This window comes from Amycolatopsis sp. NPDC026612 (assembly GCF_040638285.1).
GTDB lineage: Bacteria > Actinomycetota > Actinomycetes > Mycobacteriales > Pseudonocardiaceae > Amycolatopsis.
This window is the reverse complement of sequence record NZ_JBEZYB010000003.1, coordinates 17,036-38,294: the sequence shown is the minus strand read 5'-3', so window position 1 is coordinate 38,294 and position 21,259 is coordinate 17,036. Positions and strand designations below refer to the sequence as shown.

Here is a 21,259-nt window from a genome sequence, read left to right as displayed (position 1 = left end):
GCCTCGCCTCGCGGTGTCTCCTGGTGGGTCGAACCCCAGCCCCCGCCGGGAGCGGTTCCCCGAACCCCGGCCGTGGTCCCGTTCGCAGGTTCCCCCCACCGCGTTACCAGACCAGCCGGATGGCGGTGTCGCGGCGCCGGGCGGCCATAAAGGCGCCGATTTCACGGGAAACGGGCGCTTCCGGTGACCGCTCAACCGGTCAGCGCATTAGGCCATTTGGCTCGCAACCAATTGCGGTCTATGGGCTAACTGTCTGATTGCTGCCGGAGATCTCACCCTGTGTACTGCTCGGACGCACATCTTCACGAAGGGTCGTTTCAGTGGAACAGCACAGATCGCGCTGGAGACGGCGGGCCGGGATCACCATCCTCGCCACCGCACTCGGTGCCTCCGTCCTCGGCGTCGCGGTCCCGGTGGCCTCCGCCCAGCAGGCCCCGCCGACCAACGGCGCGGCCGACGGCAAGACCCTCGACGAACACGACCGCGCGCTCGTCGCCGAAGCCGAGAAGGCCGGGAAACCCGACGTCACGCTGCTGATCGCCGCGGAAAAGGGGCAGACCGGCACCGCCGTGAACGAGCTCGAGGCCCTCGGCGGCGTCGTCCAGTCCACCGACACCAAGCTCGACTACGTCAAGGTCAGCATCCCGACCGGCAAGGCGGAGAAGGCCGCGAAGCTCAAGTCGGTGAACGCCGTCGACGTCGACGGGCTCATCGTGCGCGACGACCCGAAGCCCGAGGGCGCCACCACCCCGCTGCCGCAGCCGGCCCCGGGCAAGAACACCCCGCGCGTCAACCCGTACCTGCCGACCGGGGACACCTACGCGGCCCAGTTCGGCCAGGTCCTGCCCAACTGGGACGGCAAGGACGCCACGGTCGCCGTGCTCGACTCCGGTGTCGACCTCGACTCCCCCGCGCTGGCCACCACCAGCCACGGCGAACGCAAGATCGTCGACTGGTACAACGCCAACGCCACCAACTCCGGCGACGGCACCTGGGTCAAGCAGTCCACCCAGACCTACACCGGCACCTTCACCGCGAACGGCAAGACCTGGACGGCCCCCGCGACCGGCGGCCCGTACACGTTCGGCGTGTTCGGCGAGACCGCGGGCGACCTCGGCGCCGCGGACAGCGAGACCGGCGGTGACATCAACCGCGACGGCGACCGCGCCGACTCGTGGGGCGTGCTGCTCGACCCGGCGACCAAGGAGGTCCGGGTCGACCTCAACGGCAACGGTGACTTCACCGACGAAAAGCCGATGACCGACTACAACAAGAAGTACGACGTCGGCTTCTTCGGCACCGACAACCCGGCGACCGACATCGCCGAGCGGATGGCCTTCGTGGTCCAGACCGACAAGCCGGGCTTCGTCGGCATCGGCATCGCCGGCGCGGAGCACGGTTCGCACGTCGCGGGCATCGCCACCGGCAACGACCTGTTCGGCGGCAAGATGGACGGCGCCGCTCCGGGCGCGAAGGTCCTGGCCGTCAAGGTCTGCCTCACCAGCGCCGGCTGCACCTCGTCCGGCCTGATCGACGGGGTCGTCTACGCGGCCAGCCACGGCGCCGACGTCATCAACATCTCGATCGGCGGCCTGCCGGCCCTCAACGACGGCAACAACGCCCGCGCGGAGCTCTACAACCGCACGATCGCCGAGTACAACGTCCAGATCTTCATCTCGGCGGGCAACAGCGGCGCCGGGGCGAACACCGTCGGCGACCCGTCGGTGGCCACGGACGCGATCTCGGTCGGCTCGTACATCACCAAGGAGACCTGGCTGGCGGACTACGGCTCGGTCACCAAGAACCCCGAGTCGATGCACCCGTTCTCCTCGCGCGGCCCGCGTGAGGACGGCGGTTTCAAGCCGGACATCATCGCGCCCGGCGCGGCCATCGCCACCGTCCCGCGGTGGACGGCGCCGAGCCCGGTTCCCGGCACCTACACCCTGCCCGCCGGCTACGCGATGCTGCAGGGCACGTCGATGGCGGCGCCGCAGGCGACCGGCGCGGCGGCGCTGCTGGTGAGCGCGTACAAGGCGACGCACAACGGCCAGCGGCCGCCGGTGGCGCAGCTGCGCGCGGCGATCAAGTCGACCGCACGGTTCGTGCCGGGCATCGGCGCGTACGCCCAGGGCGCGGGGCTGTTCAACGTCCCCGCCGCCTTCGTCGCGCTTTCGCTCAACCCGAAGCCGGACACGGTTTCGACGTCGGTCGAGGTGCACACCGTCCAGTCGGGCCTGCTGGCCACGCCGAACACGGGCGTGGGCATCCACGACCGCGAGGGCGTGGCCACGGGCAAGGCCTACACCCGGACCTACACGATCACCCGCACCACGGGTTCGGCGCACCCGGTGCCGTACTTCGTGCGGTGGGTCGGCAACGACGGCACGTTCAACTCCGGTGGCACCGTGGTGCTGCCGCTGAACACGCCGGTGAAGTTCGACGTGAAGATCAACCCGAAGAGCGCAGGGGTCCACTCGGCCCTGCTCTACCTGGACAACCCGCTGACCATCGGCATCGACGTGCAGACCCTCAACACGGTCTTCGCGCCGCAGGAGTTCGTCGCCGGCAAGGGTTTCCAGGTCGACGTCGCGGGCAAGGCCGCCCGCAACCAGGCGACCAGCTACTTCGTGCGGGTGCCCCAGGGCGCCAGCGCGCTGAAGGTGGACCTGGACGCCGGCGGCGGCGCCGCGGGCAAGGGCCAGGTGCGGTTCCTGCGGTACGACCCGACCGGGGTCCCGGCCGAGGCCAGCACCGCGACGACCGCGTGCTACCTGCCCGACGCGGGTGCGGGCTGCGCCGGCGGCACGCCGACCAGCCGGACCATCGCCAACCCGCTGCCGGGTGTGTGGGAGATCGTCGTCGAAGCGCGGCGGACGTCCGATGTGGACGAAGCGCCGTACAAGCTGTCGGCTTCGGTGCTGGGCACGGCGATCTCGCCGAACCCGGACACCATCCCCTCGGCCACGCCGGGCACGCCGATCGCGCGGTCCTACACCGTGCAGAACACGCTCGGCGCGTTCACCGGCAAGCTGACCGGCACCACGCTGGGCAGTGCCAAGACGCAGCGGCCGACGATCACCGAAGGCACGCAGCAGCAGTACCAGATCGCGGTGACGCCGGGTTCGACGTCGCTGACCGCCACGATCGGCAGCCCCGCCGTCGTGGGCACGGACCTCGACCTGGTGCTCTACAACTGCACGACCGGGTCCTGCGTGCAGGCGGGCGTCAGCGCGGACGGCGACTCCGAGGAGTCGGTGACCGTGCCCAACCCGGCGCCCGGTGTGTGGGTCGCGCTCGTCGACGGGTACGCGGTGCCGGGCGGCACCACCGCCTACGACTACCTCGACGTGTTCAGCAACCCGGCGTTCGGTTCGGTCGCGGTGACCGACGCGAACGCCCTGCGCGCGTCGGGCAGTTCGTGGACGGTGCCGGCGACGGTGACCCCCCTGGTCGCCCCCGCGTCGGGCCGGATCCTGCGCGGTCAGCTGACCGTGCAGACCGACACCGGCGTCACGGTCGGCTCCTCGCTGGTGCAGATCCTCGCGGTGAGTTAGGCCGGTGAGTTAGCGCGGCTTTGGCTCGGTGCAAGCTGTCGTGAGTGGTAATGAGGGTTCTAACCCTCATTACCACTCACGACGCCCGGGTGAGGAACGGCGCCGGATCGGCGAGGACCCGGTGGACCACCCGGCCGGCCGCGCCGAGCGTGGCCGCGTCGCCGCCCAGGCGGGAGGCTGACAGGACAGGGGGCGTGCCGCGGAGGCCGCCGAGACGCGTCGCCAGCACCTCCGAGACCGGCCCGGACAGCCACGGGTACAGCTGGGTGAACACCCCGCCCAGCACGATGCGGTCCAGGTCCAGCAGGTTCACCGCCGACGTCAGCGCGATGCCGAGGGCGCGCCCGGCCGCCGCGCACGCCGCCAGCGCCGTCTCGTCGCCCCGCTCGAGGGCGGCCAGCAAAGCCGGCACCGACGGCACGTTTCCCGCCGCCAGCAACGCCTCCTGCCCGGCGTAGGTCTCCAGGCACCCGCTGCCGCCACAGCGGCACAGCGCGCCCTCCGGGGCCACGACGACGTGCCCCAGCTCGCCGGCCAGGCCGGTCGCACCGGAGAACAGCGTGCCGTTCACGACCAGGCCGGCGCCGATGCCGATTTCGCCGGACACGTAGAGGAAGTCGCGTTCGCCGTCGCCGTACCAGAGCTCGCCGAGCGCCGCGAGGTTCGCTTCGTTGTCCAGCTCGACCGGGACGGGCAGCCGCAGCAGGTCGGCCGGGCGGACGTCCTGCCAGCCGAGGTTGGGGGCGCTGAACAGGACGCCGTCGCCGACCGGGCCGGACACCGCCAGCACCGCACCCGCCACCTCCAGCCCGAGCCGGTGAGACTCGGTGAGGGCGTCCGTGGCCAGTGCCTGCAGCTCCCCCAGCACCTTCTTCGGCCGGGAGCCGCGGTTGTCGCGGTCACGGCGGGCGGCGAACCGGACACCGCCGGTGAGGTCGAGCACGCGCACCGCGAGGTAGTCGACGTTGATCTCCAGCCCCAGCGACGCCACGCGGGCCCCGCTGAGCACGACCGCCACCCCCGGCCGGCCGCGTTCACCCGCCCGCGCGGGGCCGGTTTCGGCGAGCAGTCCCGCGTCCACCAGGTCACCGACGAGCTTGGAAACCGTGGACTTGGTGAGCCCGGTGACCTCGGCGAGCGCGGCCCGGGTGAGCGGGCCCCCGCGGCTGACCGCACCCAGCACGACCTCGAGGTTGCGGGCGCGCATCTCTTCGTGCCGCACGGCCTGCGTCATCGTGTCCCTCCCGCGAAGCACTCTAACCGGGCCTCTTGACGCCGGGGACCGCCGCGGCGCATATTTAGTCTACAACGTGAACTAAATGAAGGGACAGTCATGAGCGACTACGCTCCCCAGCCGGCCGACAAGTTCACCTTCGGCCTCTGGACCGTCGGCTGGCCGGCGAACGACCCGTTCGGGGTCGCGACGCGGGCGCCGCTCGACCCGGTCGAGAGCGTGCACCGGCTCGCGGAGCTGGGCGCCTACGGCGTGACCTTCCACGACGACGACCTGCTGGCCACCGAGCCGGACCGCGACAAGGCGATCGAACGCTTCCGCAAGGCGCTGGCCGAAACGGGCCTGAAGGTGCCGATGGCGACGACGAACCTGTTCAACCACCCTGTCTTCAAGGACGGTGGCCTGACCAGCAACGACCGCGACATCCGGCGGTACGCGCTGGGGAAGGTGCGCCGGAACCTCGACCTCGCGGCCGAGCTCGGCGCCGAGACCTACGTCGTCTGGGGCGGCCGCGAAGGCGCCGAGTCCGACGCCGCGAAGGACGTCCGCGCGGCGCTGGACCGCTACAAGGAGGGCCTCGACCTGCTCGCCGACTACGTCGTCGAGAAGGGCTACTCGCTGCGGTTCGCGCTCGAGCCGAAGCCGAACGAGCCGCGCGGCGACATCCTGCTGCCGACGATCGGGCACGCGCTGGGCTTCATCTCGCAGCTCGCGCGGCCGGAGATGTTCGGGCTGAACCCGGAGGTCGGGCACGAGCAGATGGCCGGGCTCAACTTCGTGCACGGCATCTCCCAGGCACTGTGGCAGGGCAAGCTGTTCCACATCGACCTCAACGGCCAGCACGGCCCGAAGTTCGACCAGGACCTGATCTTCGGCCACGGCGACGTGAAGAGCGCGTTCTTCCTGGTCGACCTGCTGGAGAACGCCGGCTACGAGGGCCCCCGCCACTTCGACTACAAGCCGATGCGCACCGAAGACCCGGCGGACGTGTGGGTGTCGGCGGCGGCGAACATGCGGACGTACCTGATCCTCAAGGAGAAGGCGCGCAAGTTCCGCGAGGACCCCGAGGTCGCCGAAGCCCTGGCGGCGTCGCGCGTCCCGGACCTCTCGACGCCGACGCTGGCGCCGGGCGAGACGCTCGACGACATCCTGAACGACGACTTCGACCTCGACGCGGCGGCCCAGCGCGGCTACCACTTCACCCGACTGAACCAGCTCGCCCTGGAGCACCTCTTCGGCGTCCGCTGAAAGTCCGTGAATGACCCATTCACGGCTTCTTAGTCCGTGAATGGGTCATTCACGGCTTTACTCGACGGCCTGCGTGAGCCCGGCAGCCGCCAGCAGGAGGTCCTTCACTTCGGTGGCGTGGATTCGTTCGCGCGCGAACGCCGGGTCCGAGCACAGGAACACCGGCCCGTCCTCGGCCGAGTCGGGCAGCCGCCCGTGGCTGCCGCGCACCGGTGCGGGGTCGAGCGGGACGACCTGCATCGAATACCGCAGGCCGAGCTTCTTGCGGGCCAGCGCGGACGCGGCCTTGAGCTTCACCGCCGGATCGTTCGGGTCGAAGAACAGCTCGGCCGGGTCGTAGCCGGGCTTGCGGTGGATTTCGACGGTCTTCGCGAAGTCCGGCGCGCGGTCGTCGCTCAGCCAGTAATAGTAGGTGAACCAGGCGTCCGGCTCGGCGATCGCCACCAGTTCCCCGGCCCGTTCGTGGTCGATCCCGATGCTCGCCTGCCCCGGACGGTCGAGGACGACGTCCACTCCGGACAGTCCGGCCACGATGTCCCGCACCCGCGGGATGTCGGCGGGGTCGGCGACGTAGACGTGCGCGACCTGGTGGTCGGCCACCGCGAACGCCCGCGACGTCCACGGGTCCAGGTACTCCATGCCCGCCTGGACGTACACGTTGAGCAGGCCCGCACGGCGCAGCGCGCGGTTGATGTCGACCGGCCGGCTCGCGTTCGTGATGCCGTACTCCGAGAGCGCGACGACCGTGTGCCCGCCCGCGGCCGCGAAGTCCAGCAGGGGCTGCAAAGCCGTGTCGAGTTCCCGCGCCGCGGCCGCGGCCTGCGGCGCGTCCGGGCCGAACCGCTGGAGGTCGTAGTCCAGGTGCGGGAGGTAGACGAGCGTGGTGTCGGGCCGGTCCTCGGCCATGATCTTCCGCGCCGCGGCGATGATCCACTTCGACGACGTGATGGCGGCCGTCGGGCCCCAGTAGGTGAACAGCGGGAACTCGCCGAGGTCGCCGACCAGCCGGTCGTGCAGCTGCGGCGGGTGGGTGTAGGCGTCCGGGGACTTCTTGCCGTCGGCGTGGTAGATCGGCCGCGGGGTGACCGTCAGGTCGACGTCCATGCCCATCGCGTACCACCAGCAGACGTTGGCGACCCGGTGCCCGGCCTGCGCGCGGCGGGCGGCGTCCCAGAACTTGTCCCCCTGCACGAGCTTGTTGTGCTGGCGCCAGAGGAAGATTTCGCCGAGGTCGCGGAAGTACCAGCCGTTGCCGACGATGCCGTGGCCGGCCGGCTGCAGCCCGGTGAGGAACGTCGACTGCACCGAGCACGTCACCGCCGGGAACACCGTGTCGAGCTGCGCGGTGAAGCCGGGTTCAGCCATCTTGCGCAGGTTCGGCATGTGCGGGAGCAGCCGCGGCGTCAGCCCCACGACGTCGAGAACCAGCAAACTCATCGGGAAACCTCTTCCAGGCCCAGGGTGATCAGTTCGTGCCGGGTCCAGTCCAGCTCGGCCGCGATCCCCGCGACCAGCCCGGCGTCGTCGGCGGGTGCGTCCGGGAGCACCTGCCAGGTGTAGGTCTCGACCTCGACGTGGTCGGTACGCGCGGTGCCGCCGCCGAACAGTTCGGCCAGTGTCGCGGCCAGCACCGGCCGGGTCGACGTCAGCGGCGGTGCCGGGTCGGCGTGCAGCGGGACGTGGAAGTGCACCCGCCACGGCGACGCGCCCGGCAGGCCACCGGCGAGGGCGGCATCGAGGTCGTCGACCCCGGGCGGGGCGCCTTCGTTGCTCTGGTGCAGGAACCTGGGTTCCACAAAGGACTGCAGGGCCCGCCGTGTCGCCGGATCGGCCGGGTTCGGCGCCTCCAGTGCCGCCGAAGCCTGGAGCTTGACGACGTCGAGGCCGGCGGCGTCGAGGCGGCCCAGCGCGGCCGCCGGGTCCTCGAAACCGACCGCGAGGTGACACGTGTCGAGGCAGACACCGAGCCAGTCCTTGTCCACTTCGGACAGCAAAGCCGCCGCCTGCGCGGTGGTTTCGATGACGCAGCCCGGCTCCGGCTCGAACGCCACCCGCACCGGGCGCTCCTGCGCCGCCAGTCCCTTGGCGAGCAGCTCGAGCCGGCCGTCGTCGCCACGCCATTCCGTGCGCCAGCCGAGCGGCAGGGTCGAGACGCTGCCGCGCACGACGTCGGCCGGCATCAGCTCGGCGAGCAAGCGCGCCAGATCCAGGGTGTAGCGCGTCCGTTCGGGCGTCGACCAGTCCGGCCGGTAGACCTTGTGCTTGACGACCGGGTCGTGGAAGCCCTGGTACGGGAAGCCGTTCAAGGTCACGACCTCCAGGCCGCGCGCGGCCAGTTCGCCGCGCAGCCGGGCCACCGCGGCGGGGTCGGCGGCCAGTTCGCTCGCCACCGGCCGGGCCAGCCAGAGGCCGAGCCCGAGCCGGTCCACCCCCAGCCGGTCGCGGACCGGCTCGCCGAAGCGGGCGAGCTGGGCCAGCACGCCGTCGAGGTCCTCGGCCTGGTGCACGTTGGTGCAGTACGCGAGGTGCACGAGCGTGCCGTCGCGGTGCCGGAACCTCACTTGCGTGCCCCCCGCAGGATCGAGTTGCCCGCGAACTCGGCGGCGGCAGGGTCCGATTCCAGCGCGAGCCGCCCGCTCTGGCCGTAGAACGCCACCGGGTTGCGCCACAGCACCTGGTCGACGTCGTCCTCGCTGAAGCCGGCGGCCAGCATCGCGTCGCCGGTCTTGCGGGTCTTGAGCGGGTCGCTCTTGCCCCAGTCGGCGGCGGAGTTCACCAGGACGCGCTCGGTGCCGTGCTCCCGCAGGATCGCGACCATCCGGTCCTCGTCCATCTTCGTGTCCGGGTAGATGGAGAAGCCCAGCCAGCAGCCGGATTCCTTGACCATCCGCACGGTCAGCTCGTTGAGGTGGTCGAGGACGACGCGTTCCGGCGCGATCCCCGACTCGCGGACGACGGCGATGCTCCGCTCGGTCCCGGCCGCCTTGTCGCGGTGCGGGGTGTGCACGAGCGCGGGCAGGTCGTGGTCGATCGCCAGGGCGAGCTGCGCGGCGAACGCCTTGTCCTCTTCCGCGGTCATCGAGTCGTAGCCGATCTCGCCGACAGCGACCACGCCGTCCTTCTCGAGGTAGCGCGGCAGCAGCTCCAGGACCGGCACGCAGCGCGGGTCGTTGGCCTCCTTGGGGTTGAGCGCGATCGTGCAGTGGTGGGCGATGCCGAACTGGCTCGCCCGGAACGGCTCCCAGCCGACGAGGGCGTCGAAGTAGTCGGTGAAGCTGCCGACGCTCGTGCGCGGCTGGCCCAGCCAGAACGCCGGTTCGACCAGCGCGCGGACGCCGGCGGCGTGCATGGCCGCGTAGTCGTCGGTGGTCCGGGAGCTCATGTGGATGTGGGGATCGAAGATGCGCATCAGGCGTCCTGTTCGTTCAGCAGCGTCCGGAGGTCGGCGGGGATTTCGCGGCCGGCGGCGGCGCGCTCGGCGGCGAACGACCGCAGCATGCACAGCAGTTCCCCGTCGGTCCGGCGGTCCAGGCCGGCCACCTCGGCCAGCGGGATGCCCATGAAGACGCACTTGAGGACGCCGTGCCGGTACGCGGCGTCCTCGAGGTGCGTGGCGGCGTACTCGCCCATCGCCGCGGTGACGAGCCGGGTGTCGTTGGTGCGGAGGGCGTCGGCGACCAGTTCCACCCCGGCGTCACCGGTGTCCACGACGGACAGTCCGTACAGGACGGCCCGCTTCTCCGCCGCGTCGCCGTAGCGGTAGAGGCCGGGCAGCTCCGCCGCGGCACCGGGGGCCGCTTCGAGGAGCCGGACGCGGGCCACGTCGTCGACCGTCCGGCCCGGCACGTCCGACGGACCCCGGCCGACCCGGCGGCCGACGGCGGGGAAGACCGTGCGCAACGCCGTTGCGTCGGCGGCCACGTCGGACAGGGCATTTTCCAGCCAGCCGGTCACGCGGCCACCGCCTTCCGCAGGAATTCCAGCGACTCCCGGGCGATCCGCGGGGCCGCGTGGCTGTCCCGCGGCAGCTCGACGGCCACGAGCCCGGAGTACGGCGCCAGCGCGGCCAGCACCGGCGGGAAGTCGATCTCGCCCCGGCCGAACTCCAGGTGCTCGTGCGTGCCGCGGCGCATGTCGTCGATCTGGACGTTGACCAGCCGCGGCAGGGCGCGGCGGACGCAGTCGGGCACGGATGCGGACTCATTGCAGCGGCAGTGCCCGATGTCCAGCGTCAGCCCGAACCGCTCCGGGTCGCCGAGCCTTCTCGAGAGCGCGAAATACCCGTCGAGGTCCTCGACCAGCATTCCGGGCTCCGGCTCGAACCCCAGCCGGACGTCGTGTTCGTCGGCGGCCTTGAGCACGTCCGCACAGCCGTCGACCAGGTGCGCCCAGGCTTCCTCGGCGGGGAGGTCCGCGGGCTTGGTGCCGCTCCAGAAGGACACGGCTTCCGCCCCGAGGTCGGCCCCGATCTCGACGGCCCGGGTCAGGAACCCGATCCGGCCGGCCCGGTCGGGGTCGAGGAACGTCGGCGAGTGCTTGCGCCACGGGTCCAGCAGGAACCGCGCGCCCGTCTCGATCACCACGGCGAGGCCGAGCCGGTCGAGGTCGGCGGCGACTTCGGCGACGCGGCGGGCGAGGTCCGGGCCGAACGGGTCGAGGTGCTGGTGGTCGAGGGTGAGCGCAACGCCGTCGTACCCGAGGTCGGCCAGCACGCGCAGCGCGTCCCCGAGCCGGTGGTTGGCGAAACCGTTGGTGCCGTAGCCGAATCTCATGTGGGCGACACCTTCCGGCTCAGCGCCCGCGCGACGGGGAACGCGGCGGCCACGGCCAGTGCCGAACGCCACGCGCCGGTCCGCGCGATCAGCCCGGCCTGGAGCGGGATCATGCCGTGGATCCCGGCGCCGACCGCCCGCCGGATCTTCGCCGCGGCGGGGTCGCGGACGGCGTCGTACTGGGCCCCGCCGGTGGTCACGGCGTACGTTCCGAGCAACGCCGAGGCCAGCAGCCCGCCACGGCCGGCCGCGACACCCACGCCGGCCGTCGCGGCCAGGGTGGCCGCGGGCAGCAACGGCTTCGCACCGCCCACTTCGGACCGTGACAGCGTTGTCACGGCGTAGGTGTGCGCCCCCACCGTCAGCGCGGCAGGCAGCGCGGGCTTCGCCCCGCCCGCGCCGAGCAGGACGTCGAGGGTCCGGGTCGCGGCCATCGCGGCCGGGCCGAGCACGGTGTTCTTGAGCACGAAGTCGTACGCCCACACGGTCGCGGCGAGCGGCAGGGCGACGCGCAGCGCCCGCCGTCCCCCGGCGGCCGCGGCGATGCCCAGCCCGCCCGCGGTCAGCCCGGTGGCGACGGCGAGCGCCGTCCCCGGTGTGACGCGGCCCGACGGGATCGGCCGCTCCGGCCGTTCGACCGCGTCGAGCTCGCGGTCGGCGTAGTCGTTGAGCGCCATGCCCGCCCAGTAGAGGCAGACCGAAGCGCCGGTCAGGGCGAGGGTGCGGCGGCCGAACGGCCAGCCCGAGGCCGCGGCACCGGCCACGACGTCACCGGGCACGGTCAGCGCGGCGGGGGCACGGACGAGTTCGACGAGCGCCTTCACCGGTGCGCCCACTCGCGCAGGGCCGTGTACTGCGAAGCGAGGTCGTGCGGGCCGGCGCCGGCGGGGTCCTTGAAGAAGAACCCGAACTCGGCCACCGGGCCGGCCACGCCGTCGCGGCACGCCTTGCCGGTCAGCCGGGCGAGGTCGAGCACCAGCGGCGCGGCGAGCGCCGAGTCGCAGCCCTGCCAGGTGAGCTGCAGCGTCATGCGCGCACCGAGGAACCCTTCGAACAGCACGTGGTCCCAGGCGGTCTTCCAGTCGCCGAGCGCCGGCACGTAGTCGATGTGCACCTCGCCGTCGACGTCCCGGCCGAGGTTCTGCGAGAGCACCTGCTGCTTGGACGCGTTCTTGCTCGACGCCGCGCCGGGGTCGGCCAGCGTGGCCCCGTCGCCGCCGCCGAGCAGGTTCGTGCCCGACCAGGACAGGACGTTCAGGCCGCGCTGGGCGAACATCGGCGCGAGCACCGACCGCAGCAGCGTCTCGCCGGTCTTGCCGTCGCGGCCCGCGTACGGCTGTCCCGTGGTGCGGGCCAGCTCGTCGAGCGCGGGCAGGCGTGCCCCGGTGGACGGCGTGAAGTCGACAAAGCCACAACCGGCACGGAAGGCGGCGTAGGCGTACAGCGCGCTCGCCGGCAGCACGTCCTCCCCCGCCTCCAGCGCGGCTTCGAGGGCGACCAGGGAAGCGTGCGCCGGGTGCGGCGGGCACGGCGGTTCGGTGGAAGCGACGTTGAGGACGACGACGGCGTCCAGCCCCTCCCGGAATTCGGCCAGGTCCGCGACGATCCGGTCGATCGCCGCGCGGCCGCCCCCGGACGGCGCCGGGCGCAGCCGGGCCTCCGCCGCGTCCAGTTCGGCCGCGACCGCGCCGGGCAGCGCCGGCGGCAGCACGCCGGCCGCCGCGAGGTGTTCGGCCCGCTTGACCAGCGGCGTGTCGACCACGTCGTGGCCCCCGAAGACCAGGTCCTCCAAGCCGGGCAGCTCGGCCCCGGCGAAGTCCGGCAGTTCGGTCACGCAGCCGGTCCGTGCGGCCAGTCCCGCGCGCATGGCGGCGGCCCCGGCGACGGCCGTGGTGGCCACCGATCCGCGGGCACCGATCAGCCAGACACCGATTCTCCCCATGATTTCCTCCAGTTTCCCCAGTTCAGCTGCTCGCCGCGAGCGCTCTCCCGGCCGCGGTGAGGACGGCGAGCGGGTTGCGCACTTGATCTACATCGCCGGATCCGGGCCGGCGTTTCCCTCGGTCCCTCGCGAGGCCGGGCCGGGGTGCACCGCGCCGGGGAACGCATGCGTGGCCAGGCCTGCTCCGACGGTCTTCCCCATGTTCGCCCCCGGTTCGACGATACCGGCAGAAACTCGTGCTTCGTGGCAGTCTGCCCCGTGGAACGGGCCGCGACATGTCCCTTCTTGCTGAGTGCGGGACAGCGGCAGGGCCCGGCCCACCGGCCGCCCCTCCGGGGTCGGTGCCGCGGCGCTGCTCTCCCGCCTGCCGGACCGCCGCACCCCGGCTAGTTTCGTGGGCGGGGAACGGGTACCCACCCGATGAATCCCTCACCGAAAGGAACCCTCGTGACCAGCGTGCCCGCGATCGAACTCAACAACGGCGTGCGGATGCCGCAGCTCGGCTACGGCGTGTTCCAGGTCCCGGACGACGAGACCGCCACCGCCGTGAAGGCCGCCCTCGAGACGGGCTACCGCAGCATCGACACCGCCGCCGTCTACGGCAACGAAAAGGGCGTCGGCCAGGCGATCGCCGAGTCCGGCATCCCGCGCGACGAGCTTTTCATCACCACGAAGCTGTGGAACTCCGCCCAGGGCTACGACTCGACGCTCAAGGCGTTCGACTCCAGCATGGCCAAGCTGGGCCTGGAGCAGCTGGACCTGTACCTGATCCACTGGCCGACGCCCGCCCGCGACAAGTACCTCGACACGTGGAAGGCGTTCGAGAAGCTCCACGCCGACGGCCGGGTCCGCGCGATCGGCGTGTCCAACTTCCAGCCCGCGCACCTCGAACGCCTGCTCGACGCCGCCGACGTCCCCCCGGCGGTCAACCAGGTCGAGCTGCACCCCTACCTGCAGCAGCGTGAACTGCGCGAGTTCGACGCGAAGCACGGCATCGCGACCGAGGCGTGGAGCCCGCTCGCCAAGGGCGGCAGCCTGCTCGGCGACCCGGTGGTCGCCGAACTGGCGGTCCAGCACAGCTGCACGCCCGCGCAGATCGTGCTGCGCTGGCACCTGCAGCTGGGCAACGTCGTGATTCCGAAGTCGGTCACGCCGTCCCGGATCGAGGAGAACTTCGACCTGTTCGGGTTCACCCTCACGGAGGAGGAGCTGGAGTCGCTGACCCCGCTGGACCGCAGCGAGCGCACCGGCCCCGACCCGGACACCTTCAACGCCGCCTGAGGCACGCGCCCCCGTCTCCGGCACGGCCGGGGGCGGGGGTCACTGCTTGCGGGCAACCCCGCCCAGTGTGAGGAAGTTCAGCTCGCCCAGCGGGTGCAGCCGGGGGCCGTCCGGCCACCATTCGTGCAGGTAGACCAGCCCGGGCCGCAACAGCTCGGTGCCCTCGAAGAACCCGGCGATCTGCTCGCGCGTGCGGTGGACGCTGCCCAGCCCGGTGCCCTGGAAACTGGTCTCCAGCAGCCGCGCCAGCTCCTGGCGCGGGGAGTCCTCCTCCGGGTCGAAGTTGTGCGTGAGCAGCAGGAACGACCCGGGCGCGAGCGCGTCGACGTACTCCGCGACGATCGCCTTCGCGCGGTCGTAGTCGTCGATGTGGTGGACGATCGACGTGAGGATCAGCGCCACCGGCCGCGAGAAGTCGAGGTACTCGTTGACGACCTCGTCGGCGAGGGTTTCGGCGGGCCGCGTCAGGTCGGCGCCGGTGACGTGGGTCAGGTAGTTCTCCTCGAGCAGCGCCCGCCCGTGCACCTGCACCACCGGGTCGTTGTCGACGTACACCACCTGCGCGTCCGGGTTGTACCGCTGGGCCACCTCGTGGGTGTTCTCCGCGGTCGGCATGCCGGACCCGAGGTCGAGGAACTGGTCGATGCCGCGTTTGCCGGCGAGGAACCGCACCGCGCGCACCAGCCAGTCCCGGTGCTCCTTGGCCATCGCGCGGGCGCCGGGCGCGATGGCCAGCAGCCGCCGCATCGCTTCGCGGTCGACCTCGTAGTGGTCGTGGCCGCCGAGCAGCGCGTCGGACAGCCGGGCCAGGCTCGCCTTGCTGAAATCGAGGGCCGCCGCACCGCCCTCGGTTCCGGACCGCAGGTCGCCAGGCGTCATCGGCTGTTCTCCCACTCTGCGCGTGGCGACGGCGCCCCTGCCCGGGCTCGCTCACCGTGTCCGGCGACGGACAGTGCTCAGATTACGACATGCGGTTCACCAAGTGAACCGGGCACAAGGGCCTTGCCTGCCAGCGATAACTACTCGAAACGCAGTTCCCGCCAGCTGCGTCCCCCATCCGTGGTCCGGTACACGGCGGAGCCACCGTAGGCGTCCGGCTGACCGTCGACGACGACTCCGGTCCCGCCGCCGGGGAAGTCGAGATCGGTCAGCGCGAAGCCGCGATCGGGCAGCGCGAGCGTCGTCCAGGTGCGGCCACCGTCGGCCGTGCTGTGCAGGAACCCGACGCCGCCACCCACGGCCGCGACCGTCGCGGACGTCGGCGAGGCCGCGTCGAAGCCCTGGTTGATGCCGGTGAACGGCGCGGCGCCGTCCCCGCCGAACCGCGCGCCGAGCTGCGGCGCGTGCCGCAGCTGCCGCTCGGTCGAACCGGGCTGCGGGGAGCCGGGACTGCTGCTGCACAACGCCACGACCTGCCGTTCGCGGACCCCGGCGAGCGAGGCGACCTCCCCCTCCGGGCACGGCGGATCGGCCGGGCTGAACCGGACGCCGTCGCGGGAGGTCCAGTACTTCTCGATGCCGTAGTCCGCGCCGAGCGCGACCTGCAGGCCGCCGCCGACGGCCAGGTCGCCGTAGGTGAGCCCGCCGGTGACCGCGAACCCGGGCACCGGGGCCAGCACCGGCGAGCCGGCGGTCGCCGAGTACAGCCGGGTCGAGCCGCGGCCCTCGCCGTACGCGGTCAGCATGGCGAAGACGCGGCCGCCGGTTTCGGCGATCTTCGCCAGGTAGTACGGCTCTCGCGCGCCGATGAGGGTGACCGGGTGCCAGGTGGCGCCGCCGTCGCGGGTCGTGCGCACGTGGACGCCGTCGCTGACGTACAGGACACGGCCGCCGGCGGCCGTCAGCGCGACGTGGTTGTGGTTGTCCGGCAGCGGGACCGGCGGTGTGCCCAGCCGCCGCCAGTGCCGTCCGGTGTCGGTGGTGCCCAGCAACGCCGGACACCACGTCTTCGCGCACGGCGAGTACCCCAGGAGGTACCCGGTCTCCGGGCCGGTCCAGCTCGTCGAGGCGGGCTGGAATCCCTGCGGGAACACCGGTGCGGCCGCCGTCGCGGGCGAAGCGAAGGCCGCCAGGAGGGCGAGGACGGACACCAGCAGCGCACAGCGCCGGGGGATTCTCATGATCACCTGGACGTCCCGCGCGGGGCGGGGGTTGCCCACCCCGCGCGGAGTTCGGCCGCGCGGCTCAGCGCGGTGCGGCCAGCCGGGCGTCCAGCTCCGCCAAGTCGGCTACGAACCAGACGTCCTTGCCACGGTTCGATTCGCGGACGACGTCGCGGAACGCGGTGCTCGCCTCGACGTGCCGGCGGACGTCGCCGAGGAGCACCAGCCGGTAGCCGTACTGGACGATCTTCGAGAAGAAGTGCCCGATGAGCTTTTCGTGCATGTCGAAGAACCGGGCGGGGAACCGCTCGACCGGCACGACCAAGACGTCGGCGCCTCGGCCGTAGGTGGCGCCGATCAGGTCGACGGCGTCCTGCTCGGTGGCCAGCTCCGGCCCCCCGGCGGGCTCGAACCACACCCCGGTGCCGTGGCGCTGCTCGATCACGAGCGCTCTCCTTCCAGGAACGTGACCACGGAGCCGGCCCAGCCCGGCAGGAAGTGCCCGGCGTCCTCGGCCAGCCGGACGTCGGCGTGCGGCACGGCTTCCCGCAGCTTCGCCGCCGCGTCCCGCTGGTCCAGCAGGACGTCGTGCGCGCCGAAGTGGGCCTGCGTCGGCATGGCGAGGGTGCGGAGGCGCTCGACCGGGACCACCGGGATCGCCTCCAGCCGCGGTTTGAAGTGCTCGAACGTCGCGAACGTGAACTCGCCGACCGCGCGCCGCCCCGGGTCGGCGGGGCTGCCCTTCGCGACCATGGCGAGCGACCGGCGCCGTCCCCAGGCGCCGAAGAGGCGGTACCCGGCGAACTTCAGCAGCGGCGCGATCCGGCGCCGGCCGATCCCGGCCGGGTTGACCAGTGCCAGCGCGGTGACCCGGGCGGGACGCCGCAGCGCGTGGTCCAGCGCCCACCAGCCGCCCAGCGAGGTGCCGAGGAAGGCGGCGCGCGGCAGTTCGAGCGCGTCGAGGACGTCGTCGAGCCATTCGGCGTAAGCGGGCGAGGTGAGCGGGGGCCGCGCCTCGGCCGTCCGGCCCGGCTCGCCGGGCGCGTCGACGGCGTACACCCGCAGCCGCCCGGCCAGTGTGGCGATGTCCGGCAGCCAGTGCGCGGCGGTCCCGCCGGAACCCTGGAGCGCGACGACCGGCGGCGCGTCCACCGGCCCGGACACCACGGCGAAGGTGGCGCCGAGCCGGGTGCGCACCGTGCGCCGCCCGGACGGCACCGGCCAGCGGTCCAAGAGCGTGTCGTAGCGGTCGCGGACCGCCGCCGCCCCGGCCGCCGACCGGTAGATCGCGGTCACGTCAGGTTCTCGGTGACGGAAGCGACCCAGCGCAGCAGGTCGGCGCCGGCGGCCAGGTCGCCGAGCACGATGATCTTCATGGTGGAGCGCTCCCCGTCGTAGATGGTTTCGACGCGCAGGGGCCGCTCACCGCCGTCCCGCGGCCCGTTCACCGAGGCCACGACCATGGTGGCGATCCGGTCGGCCGCCGCCCGGTCGACGCCGCCGATCTCGGCGACCCCCGACAGCTCGGCGGTCGGCGCCGCGGCCCGCTCGGCGACCGGCAGCCCGGTGAAGGCCGCGAGGTCCTCGGCCGTGATCCGGTACTGCTTGCCGATCCGGACCGCCTTCAGCCGCCCGTCCCGCACGTAGTTCCGCACCGTCCGGACGTGCAGGCCGAGCTTCGCGGCCACCTGTTCGACGGAGTAGACGTCCTGCGCCATGACCCTCCTTGCATTCCCCAAACTACCCTATCATGCCCATCACGAGGAAGTTTACGGAGTAAGCGGTTCGCTCAGGCGGGTGACGGGTATTCCAGAGTGTTGTTTCCGCTTGCCAGATACGTCCATATCGGACAGTCGAAAGGACGGCGCCGACGATGCCGTATCCCCCGCCCCCGGAGCCGTACGGAACGCCGTACGAGCCCGCACCGGCCGAAGAGATCGTGGAGCGCACCCACCCGCGCATCCGGGTCGTGCGCACCATCAACGCCCTCATCCACCTCGTCTGCGCGGTGTTCGCGCTGGTCCTGGCCGTGCACATCGTGCTGGTGCTGGGCTCGGCGAACTCGGCGAACGGCTTCGCGCACCTGATTTCGGAGTGGTCGGCGGGCGTGTCGCTCGGCCTCCGCAACCTCTTCACACCGGACTCGGAGGGGCTGCGGACGTTCCTCAACGACGGCCTCGCCGCCGTCCTCTGGCTCGTCATCGGCGCCATCCTGACCGACGTCATCACCCGCATCGGCGTGCCCGGCCCCCGGCGGGTCTGGTACCGGCGCAGCTACCGCTGACCTCCCCGGCGCGAAAGAAGGCCTCCCCGATCCGGGGAGGCCTTCTTTCACGGTCGCGTCCGGCCAACTGACCGCCCGCCGCGGCCAACTCGCCCGGGCTCCCGATGAGTTGGCCGTTCCCGGCGGCGAGTTGGCTGCACCGGCGGCGCGCCACAGCGACCGACTTTGCCGGAGTCCTCCCCGGCTCGGAGCCGGGGAGGCCTTCTTCGTGGGTCTGTCAGCTTTGTGGGTCCGTCAGCGCGGGGGCTGGTCGGCACCCGGCTGGACGGGCTCCGGCTCGGGTTCGGGCAGGGCCTGGCCGGCGGGTTCGCCACCCCGGGGTGCGGGAACGCCCTCGGCGGCGATCGCGTCGAAGTGTTCACGGCACCAGCGGCCGTAGCGCCTTGCGTGCACAGTCATCGCGTCCACCTCCTCTCCACGGGCGATTCCGGTCACCCTCTCAGCGTGCTCCGCTGCGGCGCCGAAAGCCAACAGATTTAAGCGGGACTTAACACACGGTCGGGTGAACGTCCACAGAGGACCTGTGACATCCGGGGCTTCAGCCCGCGAACTCCTTCACGACCGTCCGGCAGAAGGCCGGCAGGTCGTCCGGGTTCCGGCTGGAAACCAGTCCGTTGTCCACTACAACCTCTTCGTCGACGACCGTGCCGCCGGCGTTACGGATGTCGGTCCGGATGCTCGGGTACGACGTCAGCGTGCGACCACGGACGACATCCGCTTCGACGAGCGTCCACGGACCGTGGCAGATCACCCCGACCGGCTTGCCGGCGCGCACGAAGTCGCCGACGAACTTGACCGCGGCGGGGTCCGTGCGCAGGTTGTCGGGGTTCATCGTGCCGCCGGGCAGCAGCAGGGCGTCGAAATCGCCGATTTCGACGTCGGCGACCTTCCGGTCCACCGCGAACCGGTCGCCCTTGTCGATGTCGCCGTTCATCGCCTGGATCTCACCGGTGTCCAGCGACACCAGCTCGACCGTCGCGCCCTCGTCGAGGACGGCCTGGCGCGGCTTTTCGAGCTCGACCTGTTCGACGCCGTCCGCGGCCAGGATCGCGACCCGGCGTCCTTGCAATGCGTTCGCCATAGGGGCTCCTCCGTCGGGAACTGGGTGCACCGGGGTAGTTACCCCCTCCACGGCGGGCCAAACGCGGTCCACAAAGGACAGTGAGCTCAGTCGACACATTCCACGGCGAGCACGGCGATGTCGTCGTGAGCCGAGCTGCCGAGCCAGTCGCGCACGGCCTGGCGCAGCCGCCGCACCACCTCGCGGGCCGGTTCGCCCGCCGCGGCCGTGAGCACCGCGCGCAGCCGGTCGTCGCCGAAGAGCTCCGTCGGGTCGTGGCGGTTGCGGGCCTCGGTGATGCCGTCGGTGTAGAGCAGGCAGACGTCGCCGCGCTCGAGCCGCACCTCCGCCTCGGCGAACCGGGCCTGCGGCGAGATGCCGACCAGCGTGCCCGGGACGGTGACCTCCTCCACCACACCCGACCGGCGGACGATCAGCGGCGCGGGGTGGCCGCCGGAGGCCAGGGTCAGGCCGACGCCACCGGCCGAGGGCCGGGCGGTGCCGAGCACCAGGGTGGCGAACCGGCTGCTGCCGCCGGCGATGAGCAGTTCGTTGAGCAGCCGCAGCAGGGTCCGGCCGTCGCGTTCGACCATGGCCAGCGCGGTCAGCGCGTGCCGGACCCGGCCGGTCAGCGCCGCGGCCTCGGGTCCCTTGCCGCAGACGTCGCCGAGCACCAGGAAGGCGCTGCCGTCCTCGTGGGCGAGGACGTCGAAGAAGTCGCCGCCGACGGAGAGGACGCCGCCCGCCGGCTCGTACCAGGTCTCGAACCGGGCGCCGTCGAGCTCCGGCGGGTCGATCGGGCGCAGGGTCGTTTCCAGGCCGCGGGTCGCCTCTTCCTGGCGGGCGTAGCGCTGGGCGTTGGCCAAGGCCGTCCCCGCCGCCGCGGCGAACTCGACCACCGCACGGGCCTGCTCGGCACCGAACTCGGGGTCGCCCCCGCGCCCCAGCAGCAGGGCGCCGGTGACCTCGGCGCTCGCACCCGGCCCGAGCGAGACGACCGAGACGTCGGCGGACCCGGCGAACCGGTCGGCGACGACCGACGGCAGCGCGGCGACCTCGGCCGCGGGCACCGGGGCCAGCCGGGGGCGCCCGGCGGCGCCGAACGTCGCCGCCAGCACCGGCGCGAGCTGGGCAGGCACCCGCCGGATCCGGCCGTGCCCCTGCGCGGCCGGCCGCTCGCAGCTCCACCACTCCCACCGGCCGCGGGTGGTCGGCAGCAGCACGAAGACGGTTTCGGCCAGCGCGGACGCGGCCAGCTCGGCGATCACCCTGGCGGTGCCGTGCCGCCCGTGCGCGACGGCCAGCCGGGGGCCGGCCTCGGCCAGGAAGTCGCCGACGTGCCGCCGGGCGGTCACCGTGCCGTCCTCCCCGTGGCCGGTGACGGTCCAGGCGTGCCAGCCACCGGGCAGGGCGCGGATCCGGGCCGGGCGGTGGTGGCCGGCCACTTCGACGTGGCCTTCGACCGGCTGTGCCGAGGTCTCGGTGGCCGGGTGGAGCCGCGGCTCGGCGCCGCCGGTCAGCAGCCGCCCCGCGGGGTTCGCCCAGCGGACCACACCGGCGCTGTCCTGCAGGAACACCGCGTCGCGCACGTCTTCGAGGACGGCACGGGCGAACGCGTCGAAGCCCGGCGGCCCGCCGTCACCGGTCATCGGCGGCAGGGCCGTCGAAGCCGGGGCCGGACGTGACACCATGCACGGACCTCCTGCCTCCGGACTGCTGTCGCACGGCTACCGCGTGAGCGGGCGGGCTGGCTCGAAGTGTAGGACGAAGCGTGGCACGCTG

General features: G+C 72.3%; 20 protein-coding genes. 4 read left to right on the top strand and 16 right to left on the bottom strand.

Annotated elements, in window-relative coordinates; translation table 11 throughout:
* The first annotated feature begins 320 nt into the window (after positions 1-320).
* Positions 321-3,554: a S8 family serine peptidase gene (locus tag AB0F15_RS04070; protein ID WP_360264845.1), complete on the top strand. Its 3,234-nt coding sequence runs from the start codon at positions 321-323 to the stop codon at positions 3,552-3,554.
* 76 nt (positions 3,555-3,630) lie between these two features.
* Here the strand turns inward: AB0F15_RS04070 and AB0F15_RS04065 are convergent, their stop codons facing one another.
* Positions 3,631-4,788 carry an ROK family transcriptional regulator gene (locus AB0F15_RS04065; RefSeq protein ID WP_360264842.1) on the bottom strand — a complete coding sequence of 386 codons (1,158 nt, stop codon included), beginning with the start codon at positions 4,786-4,788 and terminating at the stop codon, positions 3,631-3,633.
* A gap of 99 nt (positions 4,789-4,887) precedes the next feature.
* Here AB0F15_RS04065 and xylA point away from each other — a divergent pair, with 99 nt between their 5' ends.
* Positions 4,888-6,036 carry a xylose isomerase gene (gene xylA, locus AB0F15_RS04060; protein ID WP_360264839.1) on the top strand — a complete coding sequence of 383 codons (1,149 nt, stop codon included), beginning with the start codon at positions 4,888-4,890 and terminating at the stop codon, positions 6,034-6,036.
* 57 nt (positions 6,037-6,093) lie between these two features.
* Here xylA and AB0F15_RS04055 read toward each other — a convergent pair whose 3' ends face one another.
* From AB0F15_RS04055 to AB0F15_RS04025, 7 genes are read right to left on the bottom strand one after another with little or no spacing between them, the layout of a single operon-like run.
* Positions 6,094-7,473 (bottom strand): nucleotide pyrophosphatase/phosphodiesterase family protein, encoded by a 1,380-nt coding sequence (locus AB0F15_RS04055; protein WP_360264836.1) that lies wholly within the window; start codon positions 7,471-7,473, stop codon positions 6,094-6,096.
* Entirely contained in the window at positions 7,470-8,597 is a 1,128-nt protein-coding gene (gene eboE, locus AB0F15_RS04050) for a metabolite traffic protein EboE (RefSeq protein ID WP_360264833.1), read from the bottom strand. The genes AB0F15_RS04055 and eboE overlap by 4 nt, the downstream gene beginning before the upstream one ends.
* A complete protein-coding gene (locus AB0F15_RS04045; protein WP_360264830.1) occupies positions 8,594-9,445 on the bottom strand; it encodes a TatD family hydrolase in 852 nt (283 codons plus the stop codon). The genes eboE and AB0F15_RS04045 overlap by 4 nt, the downstream gene beginning before the upstream one ends.
* Positions 9,445-9,990 (bottom strand): EboA domain-containing protein, encoded by a 546-nt coding sequence (locus AB0F15_RS04040; RefSeq protein WP_360264827.1) that lies wholly within the window; start codon positions 9,988-9,990, stop codon positions 9,445-9,447. Before AB0F15_RS04040 ends, AB0F15_RS04045 begins: the two co-directional genes overlap by 1 nt.
* Entirely contained in the window at positions 9,987-10,808 is an 822-nt protein-coding gene (locus tag AB0F15_RS04035) for a sugar phosphate isomerase/epimerase family protein (RefSeq protein WP_360264824.1), read from the bottom strand. The genes AB0F15_RS04040 and AB0F15_RS04035 overlap by 4 nt, the downstream gene beginning before the upstream one ends.
* Entirely contained in the window at positions 10,805-11,632 is an 828-nt protein-coding gene (locus AB0F15_RS04030) for an SCO3242 family prenyltransferase (RefSeq protein WP_360265565.1), read from the bottom strand. Before AB0F15_RS04030 ends, AB0F15_RS04035 begins: the two co-directional genes overlap by 4 nt.
* Positions 11,629-12,750, bottom strand: a complete 1,122-nt coding sequence (locus tag AB0F15_RS04025) for an inositol-3-phosphate synthase (RefSeq protein WP_360264821.1) — start codon at positions 12,748-12,750, stop codon at positions 11,629-11,631. Before AB0F15_RS04025 ends, AB0F15_RS04030 begins: the two co-directional genes overlap by 4 nt.
* A 447-nt stretch (positions 12,751-13,197) precedes the next feature.
* Here AB0F15_RS04025 and AB0F15_RS04020 point away from each other — a divergent pair, with 447 nt between their 5' ends.
* The gene (locus tag AB0F15_RS04020) at positions 13,198-14,031 is read left to right on the top strand and encodes an aldo/keto reductase (RefSeq protein ID WP_360264819.1); all 834 of its coding nucleotides are present in this window, start codon (positions 13,198-13,200) and stop codon (positions 14,029-14,031) included.
* 39 nt (positions 14,032-14,070) lie between these two features.
* Here AB0F15_RS04020 and AB0F15_RS04015 read toward each other — a convergent pair whose 3' ends face one another.
* From AB0F15_RS04015 to AB0F15_RS03995, 5 genes are all read right to left on the bottom strand, one after another.
* Positions 14,071-14,910, bottom strand: a complete 840-nt coding sequence (locus tag AB0F15_RS04015) for an SAM-dependent methyltransferase (protein WP_360264816.1) — start codon at positions 14,908-14,910, stop codon at positions 14,071-14,073.
* 140 nt (positions 14,911-15,050) lie between these two features.
* Positions 15,051-16,157: a hypothetical protein gene (locus AB0F15_RS04010; RefSeq protein WP_360264813.1), complete on the bottom strand. Its 1,107-nt coding sequence runs from the start codon at positions 16,155-16,157 to the stop codon at positions 15,051-15,053.
* A gap of 58 nt (positions 16,158-16,215) precedes the next feature.
* The gene (locus AB0F15_RS04005) at positions 16,216-16,578 is read right to left on the bottom strand and encodes a DUF4180 domain-containing protein (protein ID WP_360264810.1); all 363 of its coding nucleotides are present in this window, start codon (positions 16,576-16,578) and stop codon (positions 16,216-16,218) included.
* The gene (locus AB0F15_RS04000; protein ID WP_360264807.1) at positions 16,575-17,429 is read right to left on the bottom strand and encodes an alpha/beta fold hydrolase; all 855 of its coding nucleotides are present in this window, start codon (positions 17,427-17,429) and stop codon (positions 16,575-16,577) included. The genes AB0F15_RS04005 and AB0F15_RS04000 overlap by 4 nt, the downstream gene beginning before the upstream one ends.
* Positions 17,426-17,851 carry a helix-turn-helix domain-containing protein gene (locus tag AB0F15_RS03995; protein WP_360264804.1) on the bottom strand — a complete coding sequence of 142 codons (426 nt, stop codon included), beginning with the start codon at positions 17,849-17,851 and terminating at the stop codon, positions 17,426-17,428. Before AB0F15_RS03995 ends, AB0F15_RS04000 begins: the two co-directional genes overlap by 4 nt.
* Before the next feature lie 155 nt (positions 17,852-18,006).
* Between AB0F15_RS03995 and AB0F15_RS03990 the strand changes: the two genes are divergently transcribed.
* Positions 18,007-18,417 carry a hypothetical protein gene (locus AB0F15_RS03990; RefSeq protein ID WP_360264801.1) on the top strand — a complete coding sequence of 137 codons (411 nt, stop codon included), beginning with the start codon at positions 18,007-18,009 and terminating at the stop codon, positions 18,415-18,417.
* Between the two features lie 234 nt (positions 18,418-18,651).
* Here AB0F15_RS03990 and AB0F15_RS03985 read toward each other — a convergent pair whose 3' ends face one another.
* From AB0F15_RS03985 to AB0F15_RS03975, 3 genes are all read right to left on the bottom strand, one after another.
* Positions 18,652-18,816, bottom strand: a complete 165-nt coding sequence (locus AB0F15_RS03985) for a hypothetical protein (protein WP_360264799.1) — start codon at positions 18,814-18,816, stop codon at positions 18,652-18,654.
* Between the two features lie 139 nt (positions 18,817-18,955).
* On the bottom strand, positions 18,956-19,498 hold the full coding sequence (locus AB0F15_RS03980) for a type 1 glutamine amidotransferase domain-containing protein (protein ID WP_360264796.1): 543 nt from the start codon (positions 19,496-19,498) through the stop codon (positions 18,956-18,958).
* An 86-nt stretch (positions 19,499-19,584) separates the two neighbouring features.
* Complete coding sequence (locus AB0F15_RS03975; RefSeq protein ID WP_360264793.1) at positions 19,585-21,168, bottom strand: SpoIIE family protein phosphatase; 1,584 nt, start codon at positions 21,166-21,168, stop codon at positions 19,585-19,587.
* Positions 21,169-21,259: the final 91 nt, after the last annotated feature.

Coding starts and splice junctions, on each gene's coding strand:
- AB0F15_RS04015 (WP_360264816.1), bottom strand. CDS start 14,910: ATGACGCCTGGCGACCTGCGGTCCGGAACCGAGGGCGGTGCGGCGGCC.
- AB0F15_RS04055 (WP_360264836.1), bottom strand. CDS start 7,473: ATGAGTTTGCTGGTTCTCGACGTCGTGGGGCTGACGCCGCGGCTGCTC.
- AB0F15_RS03990 (WP_360264801.1), top strand. CDS start 18,007: ATGCCGTATCCCCCGCCCCCGGAGCCGTACGGAACGCCGTACGAGCCC.
- AB0F15_RS04065 (WP_360264842.1), bottom strand. CDS start 4,788: ATGACGCAGGCCGTGCGGCACGAAGAGATGCGCGCCCGCAACCTCGAG.
- AB0F15_RS04035 (WP_360264824.1), bottom strand. CDS start 10,808: ATGAGATTCGGCTACGGCACCAACGGTTTCGCCAACCACCGGCTCGGG.
- AB0F15_RS03980 (WP_360264796.1), bottom strand. CDS start 19,498: ATGGCGAACGCATTGCAAGGACGCCGGGTCGCGATCCTGGCCGCGGAC.
- AB0F15_RS04025 (WP_360264821.1), bottom strand. CDS start 12,750: ATGGGGAGAATCGGTGTCTGGCTGATCGGTGCCCGCGGATCGGTGGCC.
- AB0F15_RS03995 (WP_360264804.1), bottom strand. CDS start 17,851: ATGGCGCAGGACGTCTACTCCGTCGAACAGGTGGCCGCGAAGCTCGGC.
- xylA (WP_360264839.1), top strand. CDS start 4,888: ATGAGCGACTACGCTCCCCAGCCGGCCGACAAGTTCACCTTCGGCCTC.
- AB0F15_RS04045 (WP_360264830.1), bottom strand. CDS start 9,445: ATGCGCATCTTCGATCCCCACATCCACATGAGCTCCCGGACCACCGAC.
- AB0F15_RS03975 (WP_360264793.1), bottom strand. CDS start 21,168: ATGGTGTCACGTCCGGCCCCGGCTTCGACGGCCCTGCCGCCGATGACC.
- AB0F15_RS03985 (WP_360264799.1), bottom strand. CDS start 18,816: ATGACTGTGCACGCAAGGCGCTACGGCCGCTGGTGCCGTGAACACTTC.